The sequence below is a fragment of the Paenibacillus baimaensis genome (assembly GCF_025567575.1).
Genome location: NZ_JAOQIO010000050.1, coordinates 40,938 through 62,235, shown reverse-complemented (window position 1 = coordinate 62,235; position 21,298 = coordinate 40,938). Strand labels below are relative to the sequence as shown.

General features: G+C 46.3%; 17 protein-coding genes and 1 other annotated feature. Of the genes, 14 read left to right on the top strand and 3 right to left on the bottom strand.

Annotated features, from left to right (window positions below; all coding sequences use genetic code 11):
- Positions 1–83 precede the first annotated feature (83 nt).
- The 4 genes from cobA (at position 84) to hemH (ending at position 4,894) form a co-directional block, all read left to right on the top strand.
- The gene (gene cobA, locus OB236_RS15020; protein WP_262684717.1) at positions 84–1,613 is read left to right on the top strand and encodes a uroporphyrinogen-III C-methyltransferase; all 1,530 of its coding nucleotides are present in this window, start codon (positions 84–86) and stop codon (positions 1,611–1,613) included.
- A gap of 33 nt (positions 1,614–1,646) precedes the next feature.
- Positions 1,647–2,639 (top strand): porphobilinogen synthase, encoded by a 993-nt coding sequence (hemB, locus tag OB236_RS15015; RefSeq protein WP_262684716.1) that lies wholly within the window; start codon positions 1,647–1,649, stop codon positions 2,637–2,639.
- 254 nt (positions 2,640–2,893) lie between these two features.
- The gene (gene hemE / locus OB236_RS15010; RefSeq protein WP_262684715.1) at positions 2,894–3,958 is read left to right on the top strand and encodes a uroporphyrinogen decarboxylase; all 1,065 of its coding nucleotides are present in this window, start codon (positions 2,894–2,896) and stop codon (positions 3,956–3,958) included.
- Positions 3,959–4,894, top strand: a complete 936-nt coding sequence (gene hemH, locus OB236_RS15005) for a ferrochelatase (protein ID WP_262684714.1) — start codon at positions 3,959–3,961, stop codon at positions 4,892–4,894.
- 79 nt (positions 4,895–4,973) lie between these two features.
- On the opposite strand, the gene OB236_RS15000 is transcribed toward hemH, so the two are convergent.
- Positions 4,974–5,636: a Crp/Fnr family transcriptional regulator gene (locus tag OB236_RS15000; protein ID WP_262684713.1), complete on the bottom strand. Its 663-nt coding sequence runs from the start codon at positions 5,634–5,636 to the stop codon at positions 4,974–4,976.
- A 111-nt stretch (positions 5,637–5,747) separates the two neighbouring features.
- Between OB236_RS15000 and hemL the strand changes: the two genes are divergently transcribed.
- Positions 5,748–7,052 (top strand): glutamate-1-semialdehyde 2,1-aminomutase, encoded by a 1,305-nt coding sequence (hemL, locus tag OB236_RS14995; protein ID WP_408638477.1) that lies wholly within the window; start codon positions 5,748–5,750, stop codon positions 7,050–7,052.
- Positions 7,053–7,143: 91 nt separating this feature from the next.
- Here the strand turns inward: hemL and OB236_RS14990 are convergent, their stop codons facing one another.
- Entirely contained in the window at positions 7,144–8,934 is a 1,791-nt protein-coding gene (locus OB236_RS14990; RefSeq protein ID WP_262684711.1) for a phosphodiester glycosidase family protein, read from the bottom strand.
- A 139-nt stretch (positions 8,935–9,073) separates the two neighbouring features.
- Between OB236_RS14990 and OB236_RS14985 the strand changes: the two genes are divergently transcribed.
- The 9 genes from OB236_RS14985 to OB236_RS14945 all read left to right on the top strand — a co-directional run bounded on the left by OB236_RS14985 (position 9,074) and on the right by OB236_RS14945 (position 19,875).
- Positions 9,074–9,199: a hypothetical protein gene (locus OB236_RS14985; protein WP_256711325.1), complete on the top strand. Its 126-nt coding sequence runs from the start codon at positions 9,074–9,076 to the stop codon at positions 9,197–9,199.
- 2 nt (positions 9,200–9,201) lie between these two features.
- Positions 9,202–10,077 carry an RluA family pseudouridine synthase gene (locus OB236_RS14980; protein WP_262684722.1) on the top strand — a complete coding sequence of 292 codons (876 nt, stop codon included), beginning with the start codon at positions 9,202–9,204 and terminating at the stop codon, positions 10,075–10,077.
- Between the two features lie 103 nt (positions 10,078–10,180).
- Entirely contained in the window at positions 10,181–11,215 is a 1,035-nt protein-coding gene (locus OB236_RS14975; RefSeq protein WP_262684710.1) for a LysM peptidoglycan-binding domain-containing protein, read from the top strand.
- A gap of 139 nt (positions 11,216–11,354) precedes the next feature.
- Positions 11,355–11,656: a binding site (T-box leader), on the top strand.
- 117 nt (positions 11,657–11,773) lie between these two features.
- Complete coding sequence (locus tag OB236_RS14970) at positions 11,774–14,431, top strand: valine--tRNA ligase (protein WP_317259351.1); 2,658 nt, start codon at positions 11,774–11,776, stop codon at positions 14,429–14,431.
- Between the two features lie 5 nt (positions 14,432–14,436).
- Complete coding sequence (locus OB236_RS14965) at positions 14,437–15,825, top strand: bifunctional folylpolyglutamate synthase/dihydrofolate synthase (RefSeq protein ID WP_262684709.1); 1,389 nt, start codon at positions 14,437–14,439, stop codon at positions 15,823–15,825.
- Positions 15,826–15,832: 7 nt separating this feature from the next.
- Positions 15,833–17,218: a UDP-N-acetylmuramate--L-alanine ligase gene (gene murC / locus OB236_RS14960; protein WP_076231520.1), complete on the top strand. Its 1,386-nt coding sequence runs from the start codon at positions 15,833–15,835 to the stop codon at positions 17,216–17,218.
- Positions 17,219–17,383: 165 nt separating this feature from the next.
- Positions 17,384–17,608 carry a DUF1450 domain-containing protein gene (locus tag OB236_RS14955; RefSeq protein WP_091163585.1) on the top strand — a complete coding sequence of 75 codons (225 nt, stop codon included), beginning with the start codon at positions 17,384–17,386 and terminating at the stop codon, positions 17,606–17,608.
- 144 nt (positions 17,609–17,752) lie between these two features.
- A complete protein-coding gene (locus tag OB236_RS14950; protein ID WP_076231525.1) occupies positions 17,753–18,259 on the top strand; it encodes a ferritin in 507 nt (168 codons plus the stop codon).
- 170 nt (positions 18,260–18,429) lie between these two features.
- Positions 18,430–19,875 carry an SPOR domain-containing protein gene (locus OB236_RS14945; protein WP_262684708.1) on the top strand — a complete coding sequence of 482 codons (1,446 nt, stop codon included), beginning with the start codon at positions 18,430–18,432 and terminating at the stop codon, positions 19,873–19,875.
- 45 nt (positions 19,876–19,920) lie between these two features.
- Here the strand turns inward: OB236_RS14945 and OB236_RS14940 are convergent, their stop codons facing one another.
- Positions 19,921–21,243 carry an N-acetylmuramoyl-L-alanine amidase gene (locus OB236_RS14940; protein WP_262684720.1) on the bottom strand — a complete coding sequence of 441 codons (1,323 nt, stop codon included), beginning with the start codon at positions 21,241–21,243 and terminating at the stop codon, positions 19,921–19,923.
- Between the last annotated feature and the right edge of the window lie 55 nt (positions 21,244–21,298).

The window sequence follows — 21,298 nt, the reverse complement described above, 5'->3', positions numbered from 1 at the left end:
AGCTGTTAGGTGTTAATCTGGCAAATGCTTTGATAGAGCGTGGGGCTTCCGAGATTTTGGATAAAATAAGGGGTTGACAAGAAATGTCTAAAGGAGTCGTATATCTCGTAGGGGCAGGACCTGGCGATCCCAAGCTCATCACAGTACGTGGATTAGAGGCAATAAAGCGTGCCGATGTCGTTGTATACGACCGTTTGGCAAGTCCAAGACTGCTGAGGCATATGAAGCCGGGTGCTGAGAAAATATTCGTTGGCAAGCTGCCGGACAAGCATATGTTGAAGCAATCGGAAATTAATCAGTTACTGGTTGATCTGGCTTTGCAAGGCAAGATAGTTACGCGCTTAAAGGGAGGCGATCCGAGTGTATTTGGCCGGGTTGGCGAGGAGGCGGAGCTGCTTGCAGAGAATGAGGTAGCATTTGAAATCATACCTGGCATCACTTCTGCGATCGCTGTTCCTGCTTATGCAGGTATTCCAGTGACGCATCGTGACTTTACTTCATCCTTTTCCATAGTAACCGGACATGAATACAAGAATAAAACCTACAATGGTGTGAACTGGGAAAATCTGTCGCAAGCTTCAGGCACATTGATCTTCCTGATGGGTGTAGCTAACCTCGAATTTATATGCAACAAGCTTATAGAAGGCGGTAAAACGACCTCGACTCCAGTCGCTTTAATTCGTTGGGGAACGTGGATGGATCAAGAGACCATTACAGGAACCTTGACCGATATTGTCGAAAAAGTGCGGGTTGCTAATTTCAAATCTCCTGCGGTTATCATTGTTGGCGAAGTGGTAAAGCTGCGCGACAAGCTGGCCTGGTTTGAAAAGAAACCTTTATTCGGTAAACGTATTTTGGTTACTCGTGCAAGAAGTCAGGCAAGTGAATTATCCAATCTGATCGAGGATTTGGGTGGAGAAGCTGTCGAATTTCCGGTAATCCGAATTCAAGCTACTTCTCAAGCTGCTGCACGCACTGCGCTTGGAGACGCTTTGCAGCGGCTGGAGGATTTTGATTGGGTTATATTCACAAGTGTTAACGGTGTGGATCATTTCTTTGAAGCTATCCGTGAACAACAAATAGATATTCGTAGGATGTATAAAGCAAAGATTGCTGCCGTGGGTCCCAAGACATCAGAGGCGTTGAGAAGTAGAGGATTGCTTGTTGAATTATTACCCTCGAAGTTTCACGGAGATGAGCTGCTGGCATCGGTTGCGGAACAATTGAAGCCAGGACAACAGGTTCTGCTGCCAACTGCTGATATTGCCAAAGAATACATTCCAGCGAGGTTAAGGGAATTAGGCTTGCAGATCACTGAGGTAGATGTATACGAAACTGTGCTTGAAACAAGTGGTGGTGCGGAGATTATCGAAATGCTTGAGCAGAAGGTGTTGCAGATCATTACTTTCACCAGTTCTTCGACAGTGACTAACTTGTTCCATGCTTTAAAAGAATTAGGTGTGGACCATCCTCTTGAGCTGATCAAAGATTGCCAAATCGCCTGTATCGGGCCGATGACTGCGCAAACCGCCATTGAGGCCGGACTGACCATAGATTATCTAGCAGAAGAAGCAACAGTAGAATCCTTGGTAGCCAGTTTATATAAGAATTAGAGATTGTAGATACATCACGGGAGGTAGAAGGATATGGCTTTTCCAATTATTCGTAACCGTAGATTGAGAGGCTCGGCTGCATTACGTAATTTGGTCAGAGAAACGAATGTGACGATTCATGATCTTATATATCCTATATTTATAACGCACGGAACAGGAATCAAGGACGAGATTTCATCTATGCCTGGTGTGTATCATTATTCATTGGATTTGCTTGAGGAAGAGCTTCAGGAAATCGTTGACCTGGGTATTCAATCAATCCTTGTATTTGGGGTTCCCGATCACAAGGACGCACACGGAAGCTCCGCTTACGATGCACATGGAATTGTGCAGCAAGCAACACGCCGCATAAAAGAGCTTCATCCGCAGCTCGTTGTGATTGCTGATACGTGCCTATGTCAATTTACAGATCATGGTCACTGTGGAGTGGTACATTTCGACGAGCAGAAGCAGCGTGCTGATGTGCTTAACGATGAATCACTTGAATTGCTGGTACGCACTGCGGTTTCACAGGCGGAAGCAGGCGCAGACATTATTGCTCCGTCCAATATGATGGATGGTTTTGTATATGCGATTCGTCAAGGCCTGGACGAGGCAGGATATGACCAAATTCCGATTATGTCCTACTCGGTTAAATTTGCTTCAGCGTTTTATGGACCTTTCCGGGAGGCTGCTCATTCAGCTCCTCAGTTTGGTGATCGCAAGACGTACCAGATGGATCCGGCTAATGGACGTGAGGCGCTTCGTGAGGCACAGTCCGATGTGTTGGAGGGTGCTGATTTTCTAATGGTGAAGCCAGCCTTGGCTTATATGGACCTCATTCGTCAGCTGCGTGATCAATTCGATCTGCCGCTTGTCGCTTATAACGTAAGTGCCGAGTATTCGATGGTCAAGGCTGCAGCCATGCAGGGCTGGATCGATGAGCGTGCGATCATTATGGAGACGATGATTGGCTTCAAGCGTGCCGGAGCAGATCTGATCATTACTTATTTCGCCAAGGATGTTGCACGTTGGCTGCGTGAATAAAGTACTGGCACGGGTACTTCGTACAATCAATAGGGAAGTCAGAAGCTTTTCCCATACAGCCTCGGTTGTGTGAGAAGGGCTTTCTTTTTTATGCAGGAAGTGCGCCCTTGTCATACATTTGTCGGAATCTGAAGGGGCAATCAGTTGTTACATGCTGCTAAATAGGGCATAATATGAGTAGATCAATTAAAGCTTACGAGGTCAACTTTTCTTAAGGAAAGTTCTTGGGAGTATACGGAAATGAGGAAAAGCGGATGAGTTACAAGGATACGTTTATCAAAGCTTGTAAAAAGCAGGAGGTAGATACACTGCCAGTATGGTATATGAGGCAGGCGGGACGCTACGATCCGGATTACCGCGTTATTAAGGAAAAGTACAGTTTGCTCGAAATTTGTCAACAGCCTGAACTGGCTGCCGAAGTGACCTTGATGCCAGTGAAAAAGCTCGGTGTGGATGCGGCTATATTATATTCTGATATTATGAATCCAGTCGCTTCGATTGGTATTGATTTTGATATTGTCAAAAATATTGGGCCTGTCATCCATAATCCGATTCGTTCTTCAGCTGATGTGGAGAAGCTGCGTCCGATCCAGGTGGAAAAGGACTTATCTCATGTCATAAAAACCATCGAGATTTTGGCTGCAGAACTTAAAGTTCCCTTGATTACATTCGCAGGGGCGCCATTCACAATCGCCAGCTATTTGATAGAAGGCAAGCCATCCAAAAGCTATATTCGGACCAAAGAGCTTATGTACAGCGAGCCTGCGGTCTGGTTTCAATTGATGGATAAGCTGGGCGACATGGTCATTACATACCTGAAGGCTCATATCGCTGCTGGTGCAAAAGCGGTGCAGCTGTTCGACAGCTGGGTGGGTGCTCTATCTCCCAAAGATTTTCAACATTATGTACTGCCTACGATTAAGCGTATTTTTGCCGAGCTTAACCATCTGGATCAACCCAAAATTTATTTTCCGGGCGTAAGCTCGGGCGAACTCCTTCCTTTGCTGCAAGAGGTAGAGGCTGATGTCATTGGTCTGGACTGGCGTGTATCTGTACCGGAAGGACGCAGACGTTTGGGATCGAAATTCGCAGTTCAAGGTAATCTGGACCCTTATGTGCTTACTGCGCCTATGTCGGTCATCAAAGAGCAAGCCAAGCTTATTATCGATCAGGGCATTCAAGAGCCGGGTTATATTTTCAATCTCGGACATGGTTTATTTCCTGAGGCGTCTATTGATAAATTACACGAACTGACGGATTTTGTTCATTCTTATTCAACATCCGCTTTGGCTGCAGCCAAACAAGGAAGTGGTGTATAAATGTCAAAACAGCGAATTGGTGTACTGGTCATGTCATACGGGACGCCTGAGAGCTTGGATCAAGTGGAGGCGTATTATACGCATATCCGCAGAGGAAGACCGCCTACAGCCGAACAGCTCAAGGATTTAACAGATCGCTATGAAGCCATAGTCGGTGGTTTTTTTCCACTCAGGGAAAATACGAATAAGCAGGTAAAGTCATTGGAAGAACGCTTGAACGCTGATCATCCCGACTACTCTTTTGTCTGCTACCAAGGCTTGAAACATGCAAAACCGTATGTAGAAGATGGTGTAGAGCAGATGGTCAAGGATGGCATTCAGCAGGCTGTTGGTATCGTTCTCGCTCCGCATTACTCTCATATGAGCGTCGGCAGCTATATCAAACGGGCACGAGACAAGGCTGATGAGCTTGGACTTTCTATTCAATTTGTCGAAAGCTACCATCTGCATCCACAGCTTATCCATGCACTCTCTGTACGTGTACATGATGCACTACAGCGTTTTGATGGTATAGATAAGTCATCCGATATTCGTGTTGTATTTACAGCACACAGCTTACCTGAAAGCATTCTTGGAACAGGTGACCCCTATACAGAGCAACTACTGGAAACTGCGCGAGCTGTTGCGGCACAGACAGGCATTACGAATTGGCAGTTTGGCTGGCAAAGCGCGGGGCGTACAGGAGTTCCTTGGCTCGGACCGGATATTCTTGATATTTTGCGAACCGTAGTAACGGAAGAACAGATCCGCAACGTTCTTGTGTGCCCGGTCGGCTTTGTATCTGATCACTTGGAGGTCTTGTACGATCTTGATATTGAGGCACAACAGGTAGCTCGGGAGCTGGAGATGCATGTGGAGCGTACGGCTTCACTTAATACCGATCCCTTGTATATGGAGACGTTGAGTGATGCGGTTTATTCGAAAGTAAATGGTTGAACAAAAAAGCCCGATTTTGAATCGGGCTTTTACTGAAATCATGAAAAGCGAAATGTATTTTGCTTGAAGATCGTAAAGTCTAACCTCGTAACTTGGCAAGATCCAGCTTCATCTCGTTGCCGAGAAAGGTCAATATTTGTCTTTCCTGAAAATCACGGATAACCTGCATCAGGATAGGCTTCTGCACACCAGCCATTTGGGAAACCTCATCGTAGTTAAGCATCATCTTGATTGTTACGACACTGCCTGAGCGAATACCATTTTTGTTGGCAAGCTTTATGAGGCTTTTGATGACTCTTGACCTGGCATCCAGGAAGGTAAGATCATGAACGTGCTGGTTCGTGTCGCGAAGGCGATTACACAGCTCCTGCATAATACAGAGAGAAATGTCGAAGTTGGATTTTAACATGTCCAAAAAGTTAGGTGCCGAAAGGGCAATCATCACGCTGTCTTCCAGTGTTTGCGCAGAAGCCGAACGCGGCTTGCCGTCAATCAATGAGAGCTCTCCAAAGCTGTCACCTGTTTTGAACAGGGAGAGAATCTTTTCTTCACCTGAAGTAGCTGCTGTATAAATTTTTACCGAGCCGCTGAAAACAATGTAGAATGCAGAGCCAAGCTCTTTTTCATGAAATAAAACAGTATTGGCTTTGAACGATTTTTTGGAACAAATATTGGAAATGATCGTTAACTGGGAATTGTTAAGACTGGAAAATAAGGGTACCTTGCGCAAAAAGTCGATCATTGTTTCCCCCCGCTTCTTTTGCTGGAAAATAGTCCGAGTATAAATTCAGTTCGAATAATTATATATCGATTTTTCTTGATTTTCAAGACATTTTATCGTAAAGAAAGGGGCATGGCATTGAAACCAACCCAACGAGACGACTCACGTTCATCGAAGGCATTTGCAGAAGCCAAGCAGTTTATTCCGGGAGGTGTTAATAGCCCGGTTCGCGCATTTAAATCGGTAGGTTTAACCCCATTGTTTATGGAACGGGGAGCGGGTTCGAGAGTATTCGATATTGACGGAAATGAGTTTATTGACTATATCGGCTCATGGGGTCCGCTAATTGTTGGCCATAGTCATCCGGAAGTCGTAGAGGCGATTAAAAGCGCAGTTGAATTAGGGACTAGCTTTGGCGCGCCGACTGAGCTGGAAACGCGTATGGCCAAGCTGGTCATTGAAAGAATTCCATCCATGGACATGGTAAGAATGGTTAACTCCGGTACAGAAGCAACCATGAGTGCTTTGCGATTAGCCAGAGGTTATACGAACCGTCCGAAGATTTTGAAATTTGAGGGCTGTTACCATGGTCATGCAGATGCGCTGCTGATTAAAGCGGGATCAGGCGTAGCTACTCTGGGATTGCCTGACAGTCCAGGAGTGCCGGAGAGTGTCGCAGTCAATACCATCACAGTGCCTTACAACGATCTCGATTCGATCCGTGTTGCCTTTGAAAAATACGGAGAGGAAATCGCCGCTGTCATCGTAGAACCGATTGCAGGGAATATGGGCGTCGTGCCACCGCAACCGGGATTTTTACAGGGTCTTCGGGATATTACGACAAATTATGGCAGTCTGCTAATATTTGATGAAGTCATGACCGGCTTTCGGGTCGACTTGGGCAGTGCTCAGGGACTTTATGGAATCAAGCCGGACCTTACCTGTCTCGGCAAAGTCATTGGTGGCGGCTTACCGGTAGGCGCTTATGGCGGCAGACGCGATATTATGGAAATGATCGCGCCAAGCGGTCCTATTTATCAGGCTGGAACCTTATCCGGTAACCCGTTAGCTATGGCTGCTGGCTACACTACGCTTCGCTTGCTAGGCCAGCCTGGAGTTTATGAAGAGCTGGAGCGCAAAGCGGCTCGATTAGAGGCAGGATTCATCTCCAATGCAAAAGAATTTGGCATTGCCTGCACGATCAATCGTGTCGGTTCGATGATATGCCCTTTCTTTACGGATCATCAGGTGACTAATTATGAGACAGCCAAGACTTCGGACCTGCAGCGATTCAATCGTTATTTTGCCGCGTTACTCGACAATGGGGTGAGTGTGGCACCTTCCCAGTATGAAGGGATGTTTGTATCAACTGCGCATTCTGACGAAGATATTGAGCAGACTATTGAGGCTCATCATGCTATTATGAAACAGCTGTAGCCAAACGGAGCTTTCCAGGATGTTGTTGAATAGCAATCGCTTAAAGAAAAAAGGATCAACCCTCGTTGAATGCGAGTGTTGATCCTTTTTATCATTTAACGGGTACTGTAGTAGTTTCTGTTGAACCCCCGGTAGTAGATCCTCCAGAAGGTGCTGCTGGTGAAGCAGGGGGCGTGGTTACAGGTGTGTTAGGCTTAGTTGTTGCATCTCCAGTTGCTGGCGTGTTCTTGGTAGATGCATCACTCGATGATGCAGGTGTATTCTTGGAAGCATCATTTGTTGCAGGCGCATTCTTGGAAGCATCGCTTCCAGCAGGTGGGGTAGTATTGGGTACAGATGTGCTGCCCGTTCCTTGCCCCTGTTGGTTAGATCCACCCGTCGTAGATGATGGGTTGTTAGTAGTCGGATTCGTCGTGCCTCCAGAAGCTCCTGCTCCTGTTGGAGTGGTCTCACCTGGCTTAACTGGATCTGTTGTTACCGGACTACCGTTACCGCCTTGCTGAGTATTAGGATGCGTGGTCGTATCTTTTCCAGTATCCTTGGTACCATGATTAGTAGCAGGAGGTGTTGTTTTGCTGTTGTCTGTGCCTTGTGGAGGCTTGGTCGCATCCGATTGCGTGTTAGGCTTAGTAGACTCGTTGGTGCCGGATGGCTTATTGGTTCCAGTATTTGCAGCAGGAGTCTTGGTCTGCTCCGTATCTGTTGTTTTGGTTGGCGTTGGTGTTGTCACAGGTGCCGGATTATTTTTGGCTTTTGCTTTAAGCTCAGCTTGCTCTCTCAAAAAGTCAGGGTGATCGAACGCACCGCCGGCATTAATTGAAGATAACCCATCCCAAACCCTGTTGGCTACCGCATCCTCAGGATGATCGTAGACGAGAAAAGCGGACGGTAATCTGCGTTCACCGTAACGGCTGGAAGGCTTGGTGACCAACTCGCCGTTCACAACCAGCTCGGAAGAGGCACCACCATCCAGGAAGCCTGCGTTGACTACATCATCCGCAAGGAACAATTCCTGAATTTCTTTCAACGTCGCTCCAACACTTTGAGTCGAGCGGCCGTCAGCGACGATAAAAATGACGGTTCCATCCGCTTTTTGACCAACTCCGGTCCGCGGCGCACGGCTAATGTCATTGATGGGAAGCGGTTTTCCATTTGCAATAACACGCGGATAAAAGGAAGCCGCTTCAGATATACCCATTTCTTGTAATTCAAACATATTATATTTACCGACGACGAGTGTACCTTCCTTGGTAAAGCCAACAATATGCTGTGCGACACTGCTATCCTGGTCCGTATAAATCACTTCTCCACCGGAGATCACAGCCCCAATTGCAGCAAAGCCATTACCTAAGCCCTCGGGATCGTCAAAACCTCCGGCATTGACTCCGGCTACAGCGCCAGTGCGTTTTACCATGGAAGAGATTTTTTCACCTTCACCTGGTTTCGCTGGGGTCATGAGACGAATCGATTTAGGATCATACACATACATCCGTTTGCCCTTCCAAAACGTTCCAGAGACGTCTTCTACTTTAATTAATTCATCGATAGTTCGATTCTTGCGAGTGACCGCAGAGGTAGGTTGAACTGTAACCATGTTAAACTGCTGCTTTTCCTCGGCATTTTCTTCGATAAACTGTCGCATTTTTTGAAGCATACTGTCACGCTGCTCTGTTCCTACAAATATCCAAGCCCAATCACGATGCTGGGTAATAATGACGGTATTAGCCATCCAGATGCGCATTTCCGTCCCAACCGGTGTCAAAAACATAAAGCTGGAAACCATAAAGGTCAGTATTGTAAATCCCAATAGTGAGCGCTTAAACCAACTCCAATCACGAAGTTGCTGTCGGGTGGATTGGAGAAATTGTAGTGCATTACTCAATGTGTAGTCCTCTCCCAAGTTCAAAATAAAATCAATAAATACTATTCATTCTATCATATTATTTGGTTGTTTAATAGAAGTCCTCATGCGAATTTGCTACAATGAAATATAAAGTTTTGTGAATTGAGGCGATAATTGCGTGGATAAATACAGTCTGTACGGGATTACACTGGAAACCCTGGTTGTGATGTTTGGTTTTTTCCTTGTCTTCGGAGGTCTTGTGGCTTACGGTGTTATTTATATGAAGAAGGTGCGGAAGCCGTGAAGATGTCTTGGAGCAAGAAGGGGGAATGGCTGGAGCTGTTATTGCCAGAACCTCTTGAAACAGAGCTCGATTTAGGGAATTATATCCGAATGCCCGTGCTTTTTTTGAAAAAACTTATCAAAAGCGGTGGTGTCTCGATAAAAGGCTCTCGTGTTCGTCTGAAGCTGTTTCCGAATGAACCCCTACAGGATATGCCGGTATGGGCTCCTTTAGACGTGTTGTATGAGGACGATTTTTGTATGGTTGTCCACAAGTCGGCAGGTATGAAGGTTCATGGAGACGGATCAAGGAATGGCAGCGAACAGACGACCTTGGCTGATGCTGTTGCCTTTTACTATGAGAGCACCGGACAGCAGTGCAAGGTCAGACACATCCATCGCCTGGATGAGGATACGACAGGCCCTGTGCTGTATGCCAAGCATGAATGGGCGCAGCTTATTCTGGATGAAGACATGAGGAGTAAATCCATACAGCGCTGCTACGCTGCGATTGTACAAGGACAATCAGAACTTTTGTCTGGGACTATAGACGAGCCTATCGGTAAAGATCGGCATCATTCAGCGCGAAGGCGTGTATCTGTGACAGGGGAGCGGGCGATGACCCACTATGAGGTTGTGGAGCAGTTGAATCACGCTATGCTTGTCCGACTTCGTCTGGAAACGGGAAGAACGCATCAAATTCGTGTTCATCTCAGCCACATCGGGTTTCCAATATGGGGTGACTCCTTGTATGGCGGTCCCACTAATGGAATCAATCGACAGGCTCTGCATGGCGAAAGCTTAGCATTTGAACATCCTCTGACTGGTGAGAACATCATTGTTACAGCACCCTGGCCGGAAGATTTTCTAAGGCTGTATACGGCACTTCAAAAAATATAGTCATGCTTATCCCCCGAAAACCATATAAATCTAAAGACAACTGAAACTGATTAACCGATGGATACGGTTTGCAAGATTTAGTTTTCGGAGGGAGGACAAGATATTGGCTGAGCAGCAGAATGGATTGCGGTTCGATATTTATGAGCGGGTGCATTTGTCTGAGGGAGTTGCCGGCATTAAACAATTGGAGGATGTGGAGCTGGTTCCCCATATTCAGGTTGTGCCTCAAGGGGATCAGGCTCTTCTAAGAGGTAATCTGCTTCTATCCGGCACCTATGTAGATGAGCAGGATGCCGTGAATCGTACGTTGGAGCACCTGATTCCGGTAGAAATTACATTGCCGTTGAACCGGGTGCATCGTGTTGAGGATATCGCCGTTGAAATTGAGAACTTTGATGTTGATATTCTTTCAGCCCGAAGCCTCAATATTACAGGAGTGTTATCTTTGAATGGGCTTGAGGAAGTCATTGTAGCTCCAAGTGCTGATGAGATCTGGAATCATAATTCGGAGGAGGTGCTTTTTGTTCATGAGGCGCCTACACCTGCCAGATCCGACACATCCGTACCGATTTTAACTGAAGCTGATTATACCCAGCCTGTTCAAGAGCGTTCACCTTCTTCAGCTTACAATGATCCGCCGGATGACTTAAGTGGTTTGACGGATGGTGAAGACGAGGAAGAGGAGGAATGGTTGGAGGACGAAAGCGATGAGGCTCTTGATGCCTTTCAACATCAGCAGGCCGATAGTTACGCAAGCTATGCGGCAGAGAACAAGATAGAGCCAAGAGTTGCTTTCACCGGGAAGATTACCGACGCCCCCCAACCTGTAAAGCCATTCGGTTTGACCTCTTTGCTGCAAAGTTCTTCATCAGTCAAAGAGGAGCAAAGATTAGCTGAATCGGAGGCTGCACAGAGTGCTCCCGCTCCGGGTGACCGATTGGAATGGAAAAAGCTGCTGCTAAGCTCAACGAGTGAGAAGCAGGAATTCCGCCGCGTTCGGCTATGTATTGTACAGAAGGAAGAAACCTTGGAAATCATTGCGAAGCGCTATGAATTAAACCCACGTGAAATTGCACTGTTTAACCGATTAGCCGAGCATGAAGTTACCGTAGGACAAATCGTCTATATTCCCAAATAAACGAAAATGCCCGATCAAACCTAAATAAGGGTTTGAAACGGGCATTTTTGGCTATAATAAGGATAAAACCTTGGTTTATAGGCGGATATGTTATTGACTCCATCGGTAATGTTGTTTATCATAGATGTAATCATATGTTTCAATAACTTGGAAAGGGAATAGTAGGCAGCTAACCCATCAGAGAGCGGAATTGTTACGCTGAGAGGTTCCGTAGGATGTAACTTGCCGAAGTCGCCCTGGAGTTGCAGTATTAAAGGCAGGTCTGAGATTCAATATAGCCATCTCGTATGGTCATTGAATGCTTGGTTTGCGGATAGATGCTGCCGGTATCAGCCGTTATCTGTTGAAGTGCCGCATAGTGGGCAGTAATGTGTCAGCCCAAGCCTTTTTCTTATGCGGAATAAAGGTGGTACCACGGAAGCAGATCCTTTCGTCCTTTGCGGCGAAGGGATTTTTTTGTTGCCTATGAAAGTGTAGTGGATGGGTAGAAGGTTAAACCCTGGCCCAGTCCAGCCTGCAAGTAATGGATGAATAGTATGGATAATGGAGGAACCCGCGATGGAAGAAATAAAAACAACGGAAATGCCGACGACCTACGATCCGAAGGAAGCGGAAAGGAAATGGTACGAGTACTGGCTGAAGGGCGAATACTTTAAAGCAGGGCAGCGGAAGGACGCCGAGACGTATACGATCGTTATTCCTCCACCGAATGTAACAGGTATGCTGCATATTGGGCATGCGCTGGATTGCACACTGCAGGATATTATGATTCGTACCAAGAGAATGCAAGGCTATGATACACTCTGGCTGCCTGGATCTGACCATGCTGGAATAGCGACACAAACCAGAGTCGAGCAGAAACTGCGTGAGGAAGGCATTACTCGATACGATCTGGGTCGTGAAAAGTTTCTGGAAAAGGTGTGGGAGTGGAAGGAGCATTATGCGGATTCGATTCACCAGCAGTGGGCTAAGATGGGTTTCTCTCTGGATTATTCCCGTGAGCGGTTTACACTGGATGAAGGGCTGTCTAAAGCGGTCCGTGAAGTATTCGTCCGGTTGTACGAAAAGGGCCTTATTTATCGCGGCAACTATATTATTAACTGGGATCCGGCAGCACGAACCGCTTTATCGGATATTGAAGTTGAACACAAGGAAGTACAGGGTCACCTGTACCATTTGAAATATACAGTCAAGGATAGCGATGAGTTTATTGTGGTTGCCACAACACGTCCGGAAACGATGCTGGGTGATTCTGCTGTTGCCGTTCATCCGGAGGACGATCGATATCAGCATTTGATTGGAAAGGTATTGGTACTGCCGTTTGTTGGGCGCGAGATTCCGATTATTGGCGATGAATATGTGGATAAGGATTTTGGAAGCGGGGCTGTAAAGATAACGCCTGCTCATGATCCGAATGACTTTGAAGTGGGCAAGCGCCATGATTTGCCGCAAATATTGGTTATGGATATTACAGGTACAATGAACGATAAGGCTGGACCTTATGAAGGTTTGGACCGTTTCGAGTGCCGTAAGCAAATTGTTGCCGATATGAAGGAATCCGGGGTTTTGGTGAAGATTGAGGATCACGTGCATCAAGTCGGCCACAGTGAACGTAGTGGAGCTATTGTTGAGCCATATTTGTCCACACAATGGTTTGTGAAAATGAAGCCGTTGGCTGAGCAGGCGATTGCCGCGCAAAATTCGAAAACAGGCGCTAATTTTGTTCCGGAACGCTTCGAAAAAAGTTATTTGCAATGGATCGAAAATGTTCGTGACTGGTGTATTTCCCGTCAGCTGTGGTGGGGCCATCGAATTCCGGCATGGTACAACGACGAAACAGGAGAAATATTCGTATCCCACAGTGAAGCTGAAGCTTCCGTCCGTGCGGGCGGCGGCACGATCCGTCAGGATGAGGATGTGCTGGATACCTGGTTCAGCTCTGCGCTGTGGCCTTTCTCTACATTGGGCTGGCCGGATGAAACGGAAGATTTGAGCCGCTTTTACCCTACGAGCTTGCTGGTTACGGGTTATGATATTATTCCATTCTGGGTGTCTAGAATGATCTTTACCGCGCTTGAATTTACGGATCAAATTCCGTTCAAGGACGTGCTTATCCACGGCTTGGTTCGTGCTGAGGATGGCCAAAAAATGTCCAAATCTTTGGGCAACGGTGTAGACCCGCAGGAAGTAATCGAGAAATACGGCGCTGACGCGATGCGCTTTATGCTGTCAACAGGTTCCACAGCGGGACAGGATATGCGTTTCCGTTGGGAGAAGGTCGAGCAGGCGCGTAACTTTGCCAATAAAATTTGGAATGCTTCACGTTTTGTACTGATGAATTTGACCGGCTTCACGGTGAAGGATATTGATCTGAGCGGTCAATTAGGAACGGCTGATCGTTGGATTCTACACCGCTTGAACGAAACCGTACGTGATGTAACCCGATTGATTGACACCTACGAATTTGGTGAAACCGGGCGTCTGTTAACTAGTTTTATATGGGATGACCTGTGCGATTGGTACATTGAATTCAGTAAGCTGTCCTTATACGGAACTGATGCTGAAGCCAAGAAAAAGACGCAATCCGTGCTTGCTTATGTATTGGATCAGACACAGCGCCTGATTCATCCGTTTATGCCTTTCATTTCTGAGGAAATATGGCAGCATCTTCCGCATGAAGGAGAGACTATTACACTAGCTGCATGGCCGCTTTATAATGCTGATTGGGAAGCCGCTGATGCGGTTCAGGAAATGAATTTGCTTATGGATGTGATCCGTACGGTTCGTAATATTCGAGCTGAGGTTAACGTGCCGATGAGCAAAAAAATCGAATTGCTGATCAAGCCGGCTAACGAAGAAGCTTTGGTTATCTTGCAGCGTAATGAGGAATATATTCGCAGATTCAGCAACACCTCGCTGTTGGAGATTAGTCTCACTCTGGTGAATCCAGATAAGGCAATGACTGGAATTCTTACAGGTGCCGAGCTGTATCTGCCGCTCGCTGGATTAATCGACATTTCACAGGAACTGGCACGTTTGGAAAAAGAGCTTCAATCCCTGCGTGGCGAAGTGGAGCGGATCGAGAAAAAGCTTGGAAATGAAGGCTTTGTAGCGAAAGCTCCTGCCAAGGTAATTGATGAAGAAAAAGCAAAGCTGGCCGATTATGCAGATAAGCGGGATAAAGTGATTGCCCGTTTAGCAGAGCTAAGGGGATGACTTCGATGAGCAGTACGACGAATGATTCGCAGGTACAATCATCTAATGGTTTTCAGAGTGCGGAAGAAGCTATAGATTGGATCGTCAATTTGGTCAAGTTCGGTGTCAGACCCGGGCTCAAACGGATGGAAAAACTGATGGAGCTGCTTGAGCATCCTGAACGCCGCTTGAAATTCATTCATATCGCTGGCACAAATGGAAAAGGTTCAGTTTGTGCTTATCTGACAGAGGTTCTGAAGCAGAGCGGTTACGGAGTCGGTACCTTTACCTCTCCGTATATCGAGAAATATACAGATCGCATTCGCTATAACGGAGTCAACATCGCTGATGAGGATTTGCTGCTAGCCGTTAACAAGCTGAAGCCTCTGGTCGATCAGGTAGCTGATTCCGAGCTGGGGCAGCCAACTATGTTCGAAGTATCAACTGCCGTGGCGATTTATTATTATGCTCGAATATCTTGTCCGGATTATGTGGTTTGGGAAACCGGATTAGGGGGAAGACTGGATTCTACGAATATCGTAAAGTCTATATTGACGGTAATTACGAATGTTGGCCATGATCATATGGACATTTTGGGAGATTCCCTGGAGCTTGTAGCTGCTGAGAAAGCTGCGATTATCAAGGCAGGTGTTCCCGTAGTCAGCGCGGTGGATCAACCGAGTGTGATTGAGGTAGTTGAGCAGGAGGCCACAGCCAAGAATTGCACGCTGTATTTAAGCGGACGCAAGTTTCGCTATGAAACTGTCTCAACCAAGGAAAACGAACAGATCTTCAACTTCGATGGGCCATTTCGCACGATAGAACAGGTTACGATTTCTATGAATGGCGTTCACCAGTTGCAAAATGCTTCATTAGCGCTGATGACCCTTGAACTGCTGCGTCAATACTACGCGCTGATCATCGAGGATGAAGTGCTGTTACGCGCAATGAAGGAGACAAGCTGGGCAGGCCGCATGGAAATGGTGTCTACGGAGCCTCGTATTTTAATAGACGGTGCTCACAACCCTGAGGGTGGTGCCGTATTGGCACAAGCGCTCCGCGACACATACAGCTACAACAAATTGCATTTTGTGATGGGGATGCTGTCCACCAAGAATCATTCCGGTTATTTGCGGCATATACTACCAATGGTGAACACATTAATACTTACGGAACCGGTGTGGCATAAGAAGGAAGAGGCTGCTAAGCTGGCGGAGCTGGCTGCTTCACTTACTCAAGAAATGGGCCTTCCCGATATCGAAATCATTGTAGAGCCTGACTGGAAGGCAGCACTGGAGCTGGTGAAAAGCAAAACGGCAGAGAATGATCTGGCCGTTGTGTCCGGCACCTTATATTTAATAGGGGACGTCCGATCCTGGATCCTACATCAAACCGATTCTGAAAAAGGCTGGTGAGAGCTGCGTGAATACATCTGAGCACATCCATTTTATCGGTATTGGCGGATATGGCATGAGTGCTATTGCCAAGGTCATGCTTGAAATGGGCTACCGTATATCGGGATCTGACCTTGCTTCCCAGGAGCTAACGGAAAAGCTCGTTGCCAAGGGAGCAACTGTGTTTATCGGGCATGAGGCAGAGAATGTCAAAGGAGCCGACGTTGTCGTCTATTCGACAGCCCTGTCTAAAGATAATGTGGAGATGGCGGCTGCTGAGGAATGGAATATTCCGATTCTGCATCGTTCGCAAATGCTTGCGCGTTTAATGAACGCGAAGAAAGGGATTGCAGTCGCTGGTGCCCATGGAAAGACAACAACCTCTTCGATGATTGCGCTCGTGCTGGAGGAGTGCAAAATGGACCCTACTTTTATCATTGGCGGCGAAATCATGAACGTTGGCAGCAATGCCAAGGCCGGCAAGGGAGAATGGGTCGTTGCGGAAGCCGATGAAAGTGATGGTTCCTTTTTGCAATACAATCCATTGATAGCGCTCGTCAATAACATTGAAGCGGATCATCTGGAAAATTACAATGGTGATTTTGAGAACCTGAAAAAGGCTTATGCGCAGTTTCTGAGTCAGGTGAGCGACGAAGGCAAAGCTATCGTTTGTAAAGATGATACGTATCTTCAAGAGCTGATACCTGATATTAAAAGTGAAGTCATTACTTACGGTATTGAAACCGATGCCGATTATACAGCCCGCAACATAGTGCTTGGTGATCGCAAGGTAAGCTTTGAAGTCGAACATCAGGGCAGCAGTCTTGGATTCATCCAATTGTCTGTACCGGGCAAACATAATGTTTATAATGCAATGGCAACATTGATTACCTGCATGGAAGCAGGTTTGAGCTTTAGTCAAATTGCGGAAGCTATTACGGATTTTCGTGGTGCGAAGCGTCGTTTTCAAGTGCTTGGCGAGGTGAATGATATTCTGATCATTGATGATTATGCTCATCACCCTACGGAGATTGAAGCTACAATCAGCGCGGCCAAGGCAACCGGAAAAAGAATAGTCGCTGTATTTCAACCCCAAAGATATACGCGTACGTACTTCTTGTTTGATCAATTCAGTCGTGCATTCTCTGAAGCGGATGAAGTCATCATCACCGATATATATTCACCTGCGGGCGAGCAGCAGATTGAAGGCATAACTTCATCCAAGCTGGTTGAATTGATTCGACAGAACAGCAATCAGCATGTCCGTTATATTCCGAGTAAAGAGGAAGTACAGGCTTTTTTACTTGAGCACGTCAAGAGCGGTGATCTGGTACTTACGATGGGTGCAGGGGATATATGGAAGGCAGCATCAGGATTAGCCCGTACACTGAATCAACAAGCAGAATCCAAATAAAATACAGCTTAAGAGAAACAAACCGAAGACGTCTGTAACTAGCGTTAAGGTTTGTTTTTTTAATTTGCTTGAATAAGCTGTAATAAATAAATTAACATTGACATTGATAATGATAACTATTATCATCAGATACAAATGCATACTTGTGAGATAAAGGAGCAGGATATGAAAAAAATCAAATACTGCTGTAAAAACTTGAAGCTTGGTTCCAAAAAAGTATATAAATCCATTAAGGAACGTTTTCCCGAAATCAAGCAAAAAAAGCAGGATTGTCTCGGGAACTGCAAGCTATGCTCCAAGCAATGCTTTGTTATGTTAGGTAAATCCAACGTTATTTATGCTTCAAGTCCTCGTAAATTGTATAAAGAGCTGAAGCAGGTTATAGGTTAAAAATTTACATACGAAAGGATAATTTAACGATGAGCTTGAGCCTATTGTGGATTCTTTCTCCTATTTTGTGTATAGTGGTTGTACTACTCCCACTCTACGTGTGGGGTTTACAACAAAAATAATCCATGGAAGGTGCGTGTTCGTATGTTGAATGATTCCTTAAGTACAGCTCTGAACGATCAAATGAATTTCGAATTTTACTCCTCACATGTGTACCTGGCCATGGCTGCTTATTGTTCTGCTGAAAGCTTGGATGGGTTTGCCAATTTCTATATTGTGCAGGCTGAAGAAGAACGATTTCACGCAATGAAAATCTATAAGTTCTTAAATGACCGCGGTAGAAGAGCGGTTGTGATTGGTATGGATAATCCCAAAAATGATTATGTATCCATGCTGGACGTATTTGAGCGTGCTTATGAGCACGAACAGATCGTTACCAAGCGAATTTATGATTTGTCGGATATTGCAATGAATGAACGTGAGCATGCGACGATTCAGTTTTTGAAATGGTTTATTGATGAGCAGGTTGAAGAAGAAGCGATGTTTGATTCGATCATTAATAAATTGAAGCGTATTGATAAGGACAGTAATGCATTTTTTATGATGGATACAGAGTTTGCAGGTCGGGTGTTTACGCCGCCTGCACCTTAAACAATAATTTTGTATGAACACCAACAGGCAGCTGATTCCCGGACGATAGATTCGTTCAGGAGCCAGCTGTTTTTTTATGCCGTGCTATCGAAAGTCTAGTGTTATTGTTCTATTCATCTTTTCTCTTTCATAGTCTAATAATACGAATTTGGACAAGGGAGCGAAGTATAATGAGCAAAGCCAAAATGACCTTTCGGTTTGATCAGGAATATAGAAACAATGTTGGCGTTCCTGAGAGGAAAGCGAAAGAGCAGCAGGTAATCCCACTGCGCCCGGAAGAATATAAGGTCACCCCCGTGGATACGCAGACATTAAATCCATATCCGAATGATTTTGGAGGCTGGGAAAGTTCGTTTGATATGGAAACACAGCGAGTGGAGAAGCTGATCCGTGAGTCAGGTCATAGTACTCAGCAGGAGAACAGAAATGAGACTCGATTTGACCCCAGGTATAATACCGGTCGCGACCCCAGACATGAGCCCAGACATGACTCAATAAAAGCTTCTAATGAACTGAATGTTGAACCGAAAATTGACGCTATTCGAGAAACGGGAGCTCCGAATCACAGACAGTTGGAAAATGAGGAGCTATTTTTCTCGAACGACCCTATACGGGGCGAACCTATAGATCCAATTCGTGATCATCGTTGGTATGTGCCGGAGGAGACATTTTATCGGAGGAGGAAAACGGCAGCCTCGTGGTTTAAGGTTGCTGCATCGGTTGCTGGAGCTGTCGCTACGGGTGCAGCCTTCGGTTTTCTTGTACTATCGATGTTTTCTCAGGATTCTGGGACCAATAAAACAAACGTCACGGCCCCAACAGCTACCAATGTCACAGCTAATGCCTCGGCACCAGCCAAATCAGCACCTACAGATCAAGCCGTCGCGGTCTCAGGCTCAGTGACTCCGGCCAATACTGCCGGCAAAGCTGCAGATCCAACCGGTTCCATTGCCGTCTCGGCATCTGTCAGCAGCGGGGCAATAGCTGCTGTGAACGTGCCTGCAAGAACATTGACCTTCCTGCAAAGCGGTGTATTCTCGACATCACAAGGCGCAGCTGCTGCTCAATCAGAGCTGAAGAAAAAAGGTCTTGCTGCGGTAAGCGATGTGGGTGAAAAATTTCCTGTTTATGTGGGGATGGCATCCAATCGAGATGAAGCTTCACGGCTTGCCCAGCAATTTCAACAAAAACAGATCGATGTTATCATAAAGAGTGTGGATATGCCTGCGCTTTCGAAAATCAAATGGACAGGCAAGTCAACGGATAATGTGTCGGCCTTTATCACACAAGGTGATAATCTCGTCCAGCAAATAGCTCCGCTTACCGTTTCGCATTTAACTGAAGCTAAACTGACGGGAATGGATGCTTCACAGGTGCAATCCGTCAAAACTGCTCATCAAGCCTGGCTGGGGATGACTTCGGGAGTGAATGAGGGGCTTTCCGAGGAAGGTAAGGCAGCCGTCCTTAAAATCAGCAGCGCAATGAATGCAGCCGTTGCATCATTGGATGAGTATCGCAAAAGCCCATCTGCTTCCACGTTATGGCAAACACAAAATGCGATTTTGCAGACTGCACTTGCTCAAAAGGAATTCAGACGGGTAATCACGACACCATAAAAGTGGGATGATGAAGTTTTCAGAAAAAAACGCCGACCGGCTCAGCTATGGCTGCTGAGGGGTTGGCGTTTTTGGTGTGCTTTGAACATACCGATCAAGTAAGGAGGCTGCTTCGGCACGCGTCATGCCACGGTTCGGCATAAATTGATCTGGCGCTATGCCGTCGATCCAGCCGGCATGTTGTAAACTGTAGATCGATTTGGCTGCCCAATGATCAGCAGGTACGTCTGTAAACGACGCTGTACCTAACGGTCCAAGGGTGGCAGGAAGAGCAAGCCGTTGAAACGTAGCAGCAACTTCTGCACGAGTAATCGGTTGATCGGGACGTAAGGTAGCGTCATCGTAGCCGTTAAGAACATCTGCCATTACGGCTTTGTTCAAGGCGGCATTTGCCCAGTGACCAGTAATATCCATGAACAACGGCAAGGGAGGTTTTATAGGTGTTGCACAGCTCTCACCATTCTTATAAACCACAGCAGAAACCGTATTGTTGTTACTGCCGTTTGTGCAAACGGAAGGGTTGGCTGAAGGCTTTTTGACTATAGATAAATCGAAAACCCGATCCAGCAAGGTCATCCATTCCGCTCGGGTCAGCTCACGGTTAGGTTTATACAGTCGGCCCACGCCGTCAACAATTCCCTGACTTTTTAAGCGAAGTACAGCATCTCGTGCCCAATGTACACGCATATCGGTGAACACCTCGCTCGGTGTATTCGGTGGCATATAAGCTTCAATGCCTTGCTCTATGGCCTGAGCCATAGTCGTTCTGACTTCATCGCTGGCCAGTAATGCTGCATCCTGTCGATTCGAGAGAAAAGCAGTTTCTACGAGTATGCTTGGAATGGTACCCATACGTACTACATAAACAGCGCTCGCTACAAGACCACGATTTTCTAATCCGGTAGCATCAACGAAATTGTTCAGAACTACCTTCGCAAACTCCCGGCTCTGCGGGGTGAGCTCCGCCATTTCCGGGCTTGCCGGATAGTCTTCCTGTGGATAATTATTATCGTGGTACAGTATCAAAGCACCGCGTGTTTTGGCATTTCCCGGCATGGCGTTGGCGTGGATCGAGACAAACAAATCAGCCTGCTGCGCGTTTGTAAAGTCAACACGTTCTTTAAGTGAAAGAAAAGTATCATCTTCTCTCGATATTGCGGTTTCATAGCCGCGATCTGCCAGCATCTTTCTTAATTTGGTGGCAATATCCAGGTTAACGTTTTTCTCCAGCAGTCCATTGACTCCGACAGCTCCTGAATCCGATCCCCCGTGACCAGGGTCGACAACAATCTTTATTGCCCATGACGAGGATGGAGCAGCTAACAAGCATACAAGGATAAAAATAATAAGGGTATAAGACCGACGCATCAAACAAGGTTCCTCCTTAAAGTTTTCGCCAGAAAACTGGCATCGTAAGCATAAA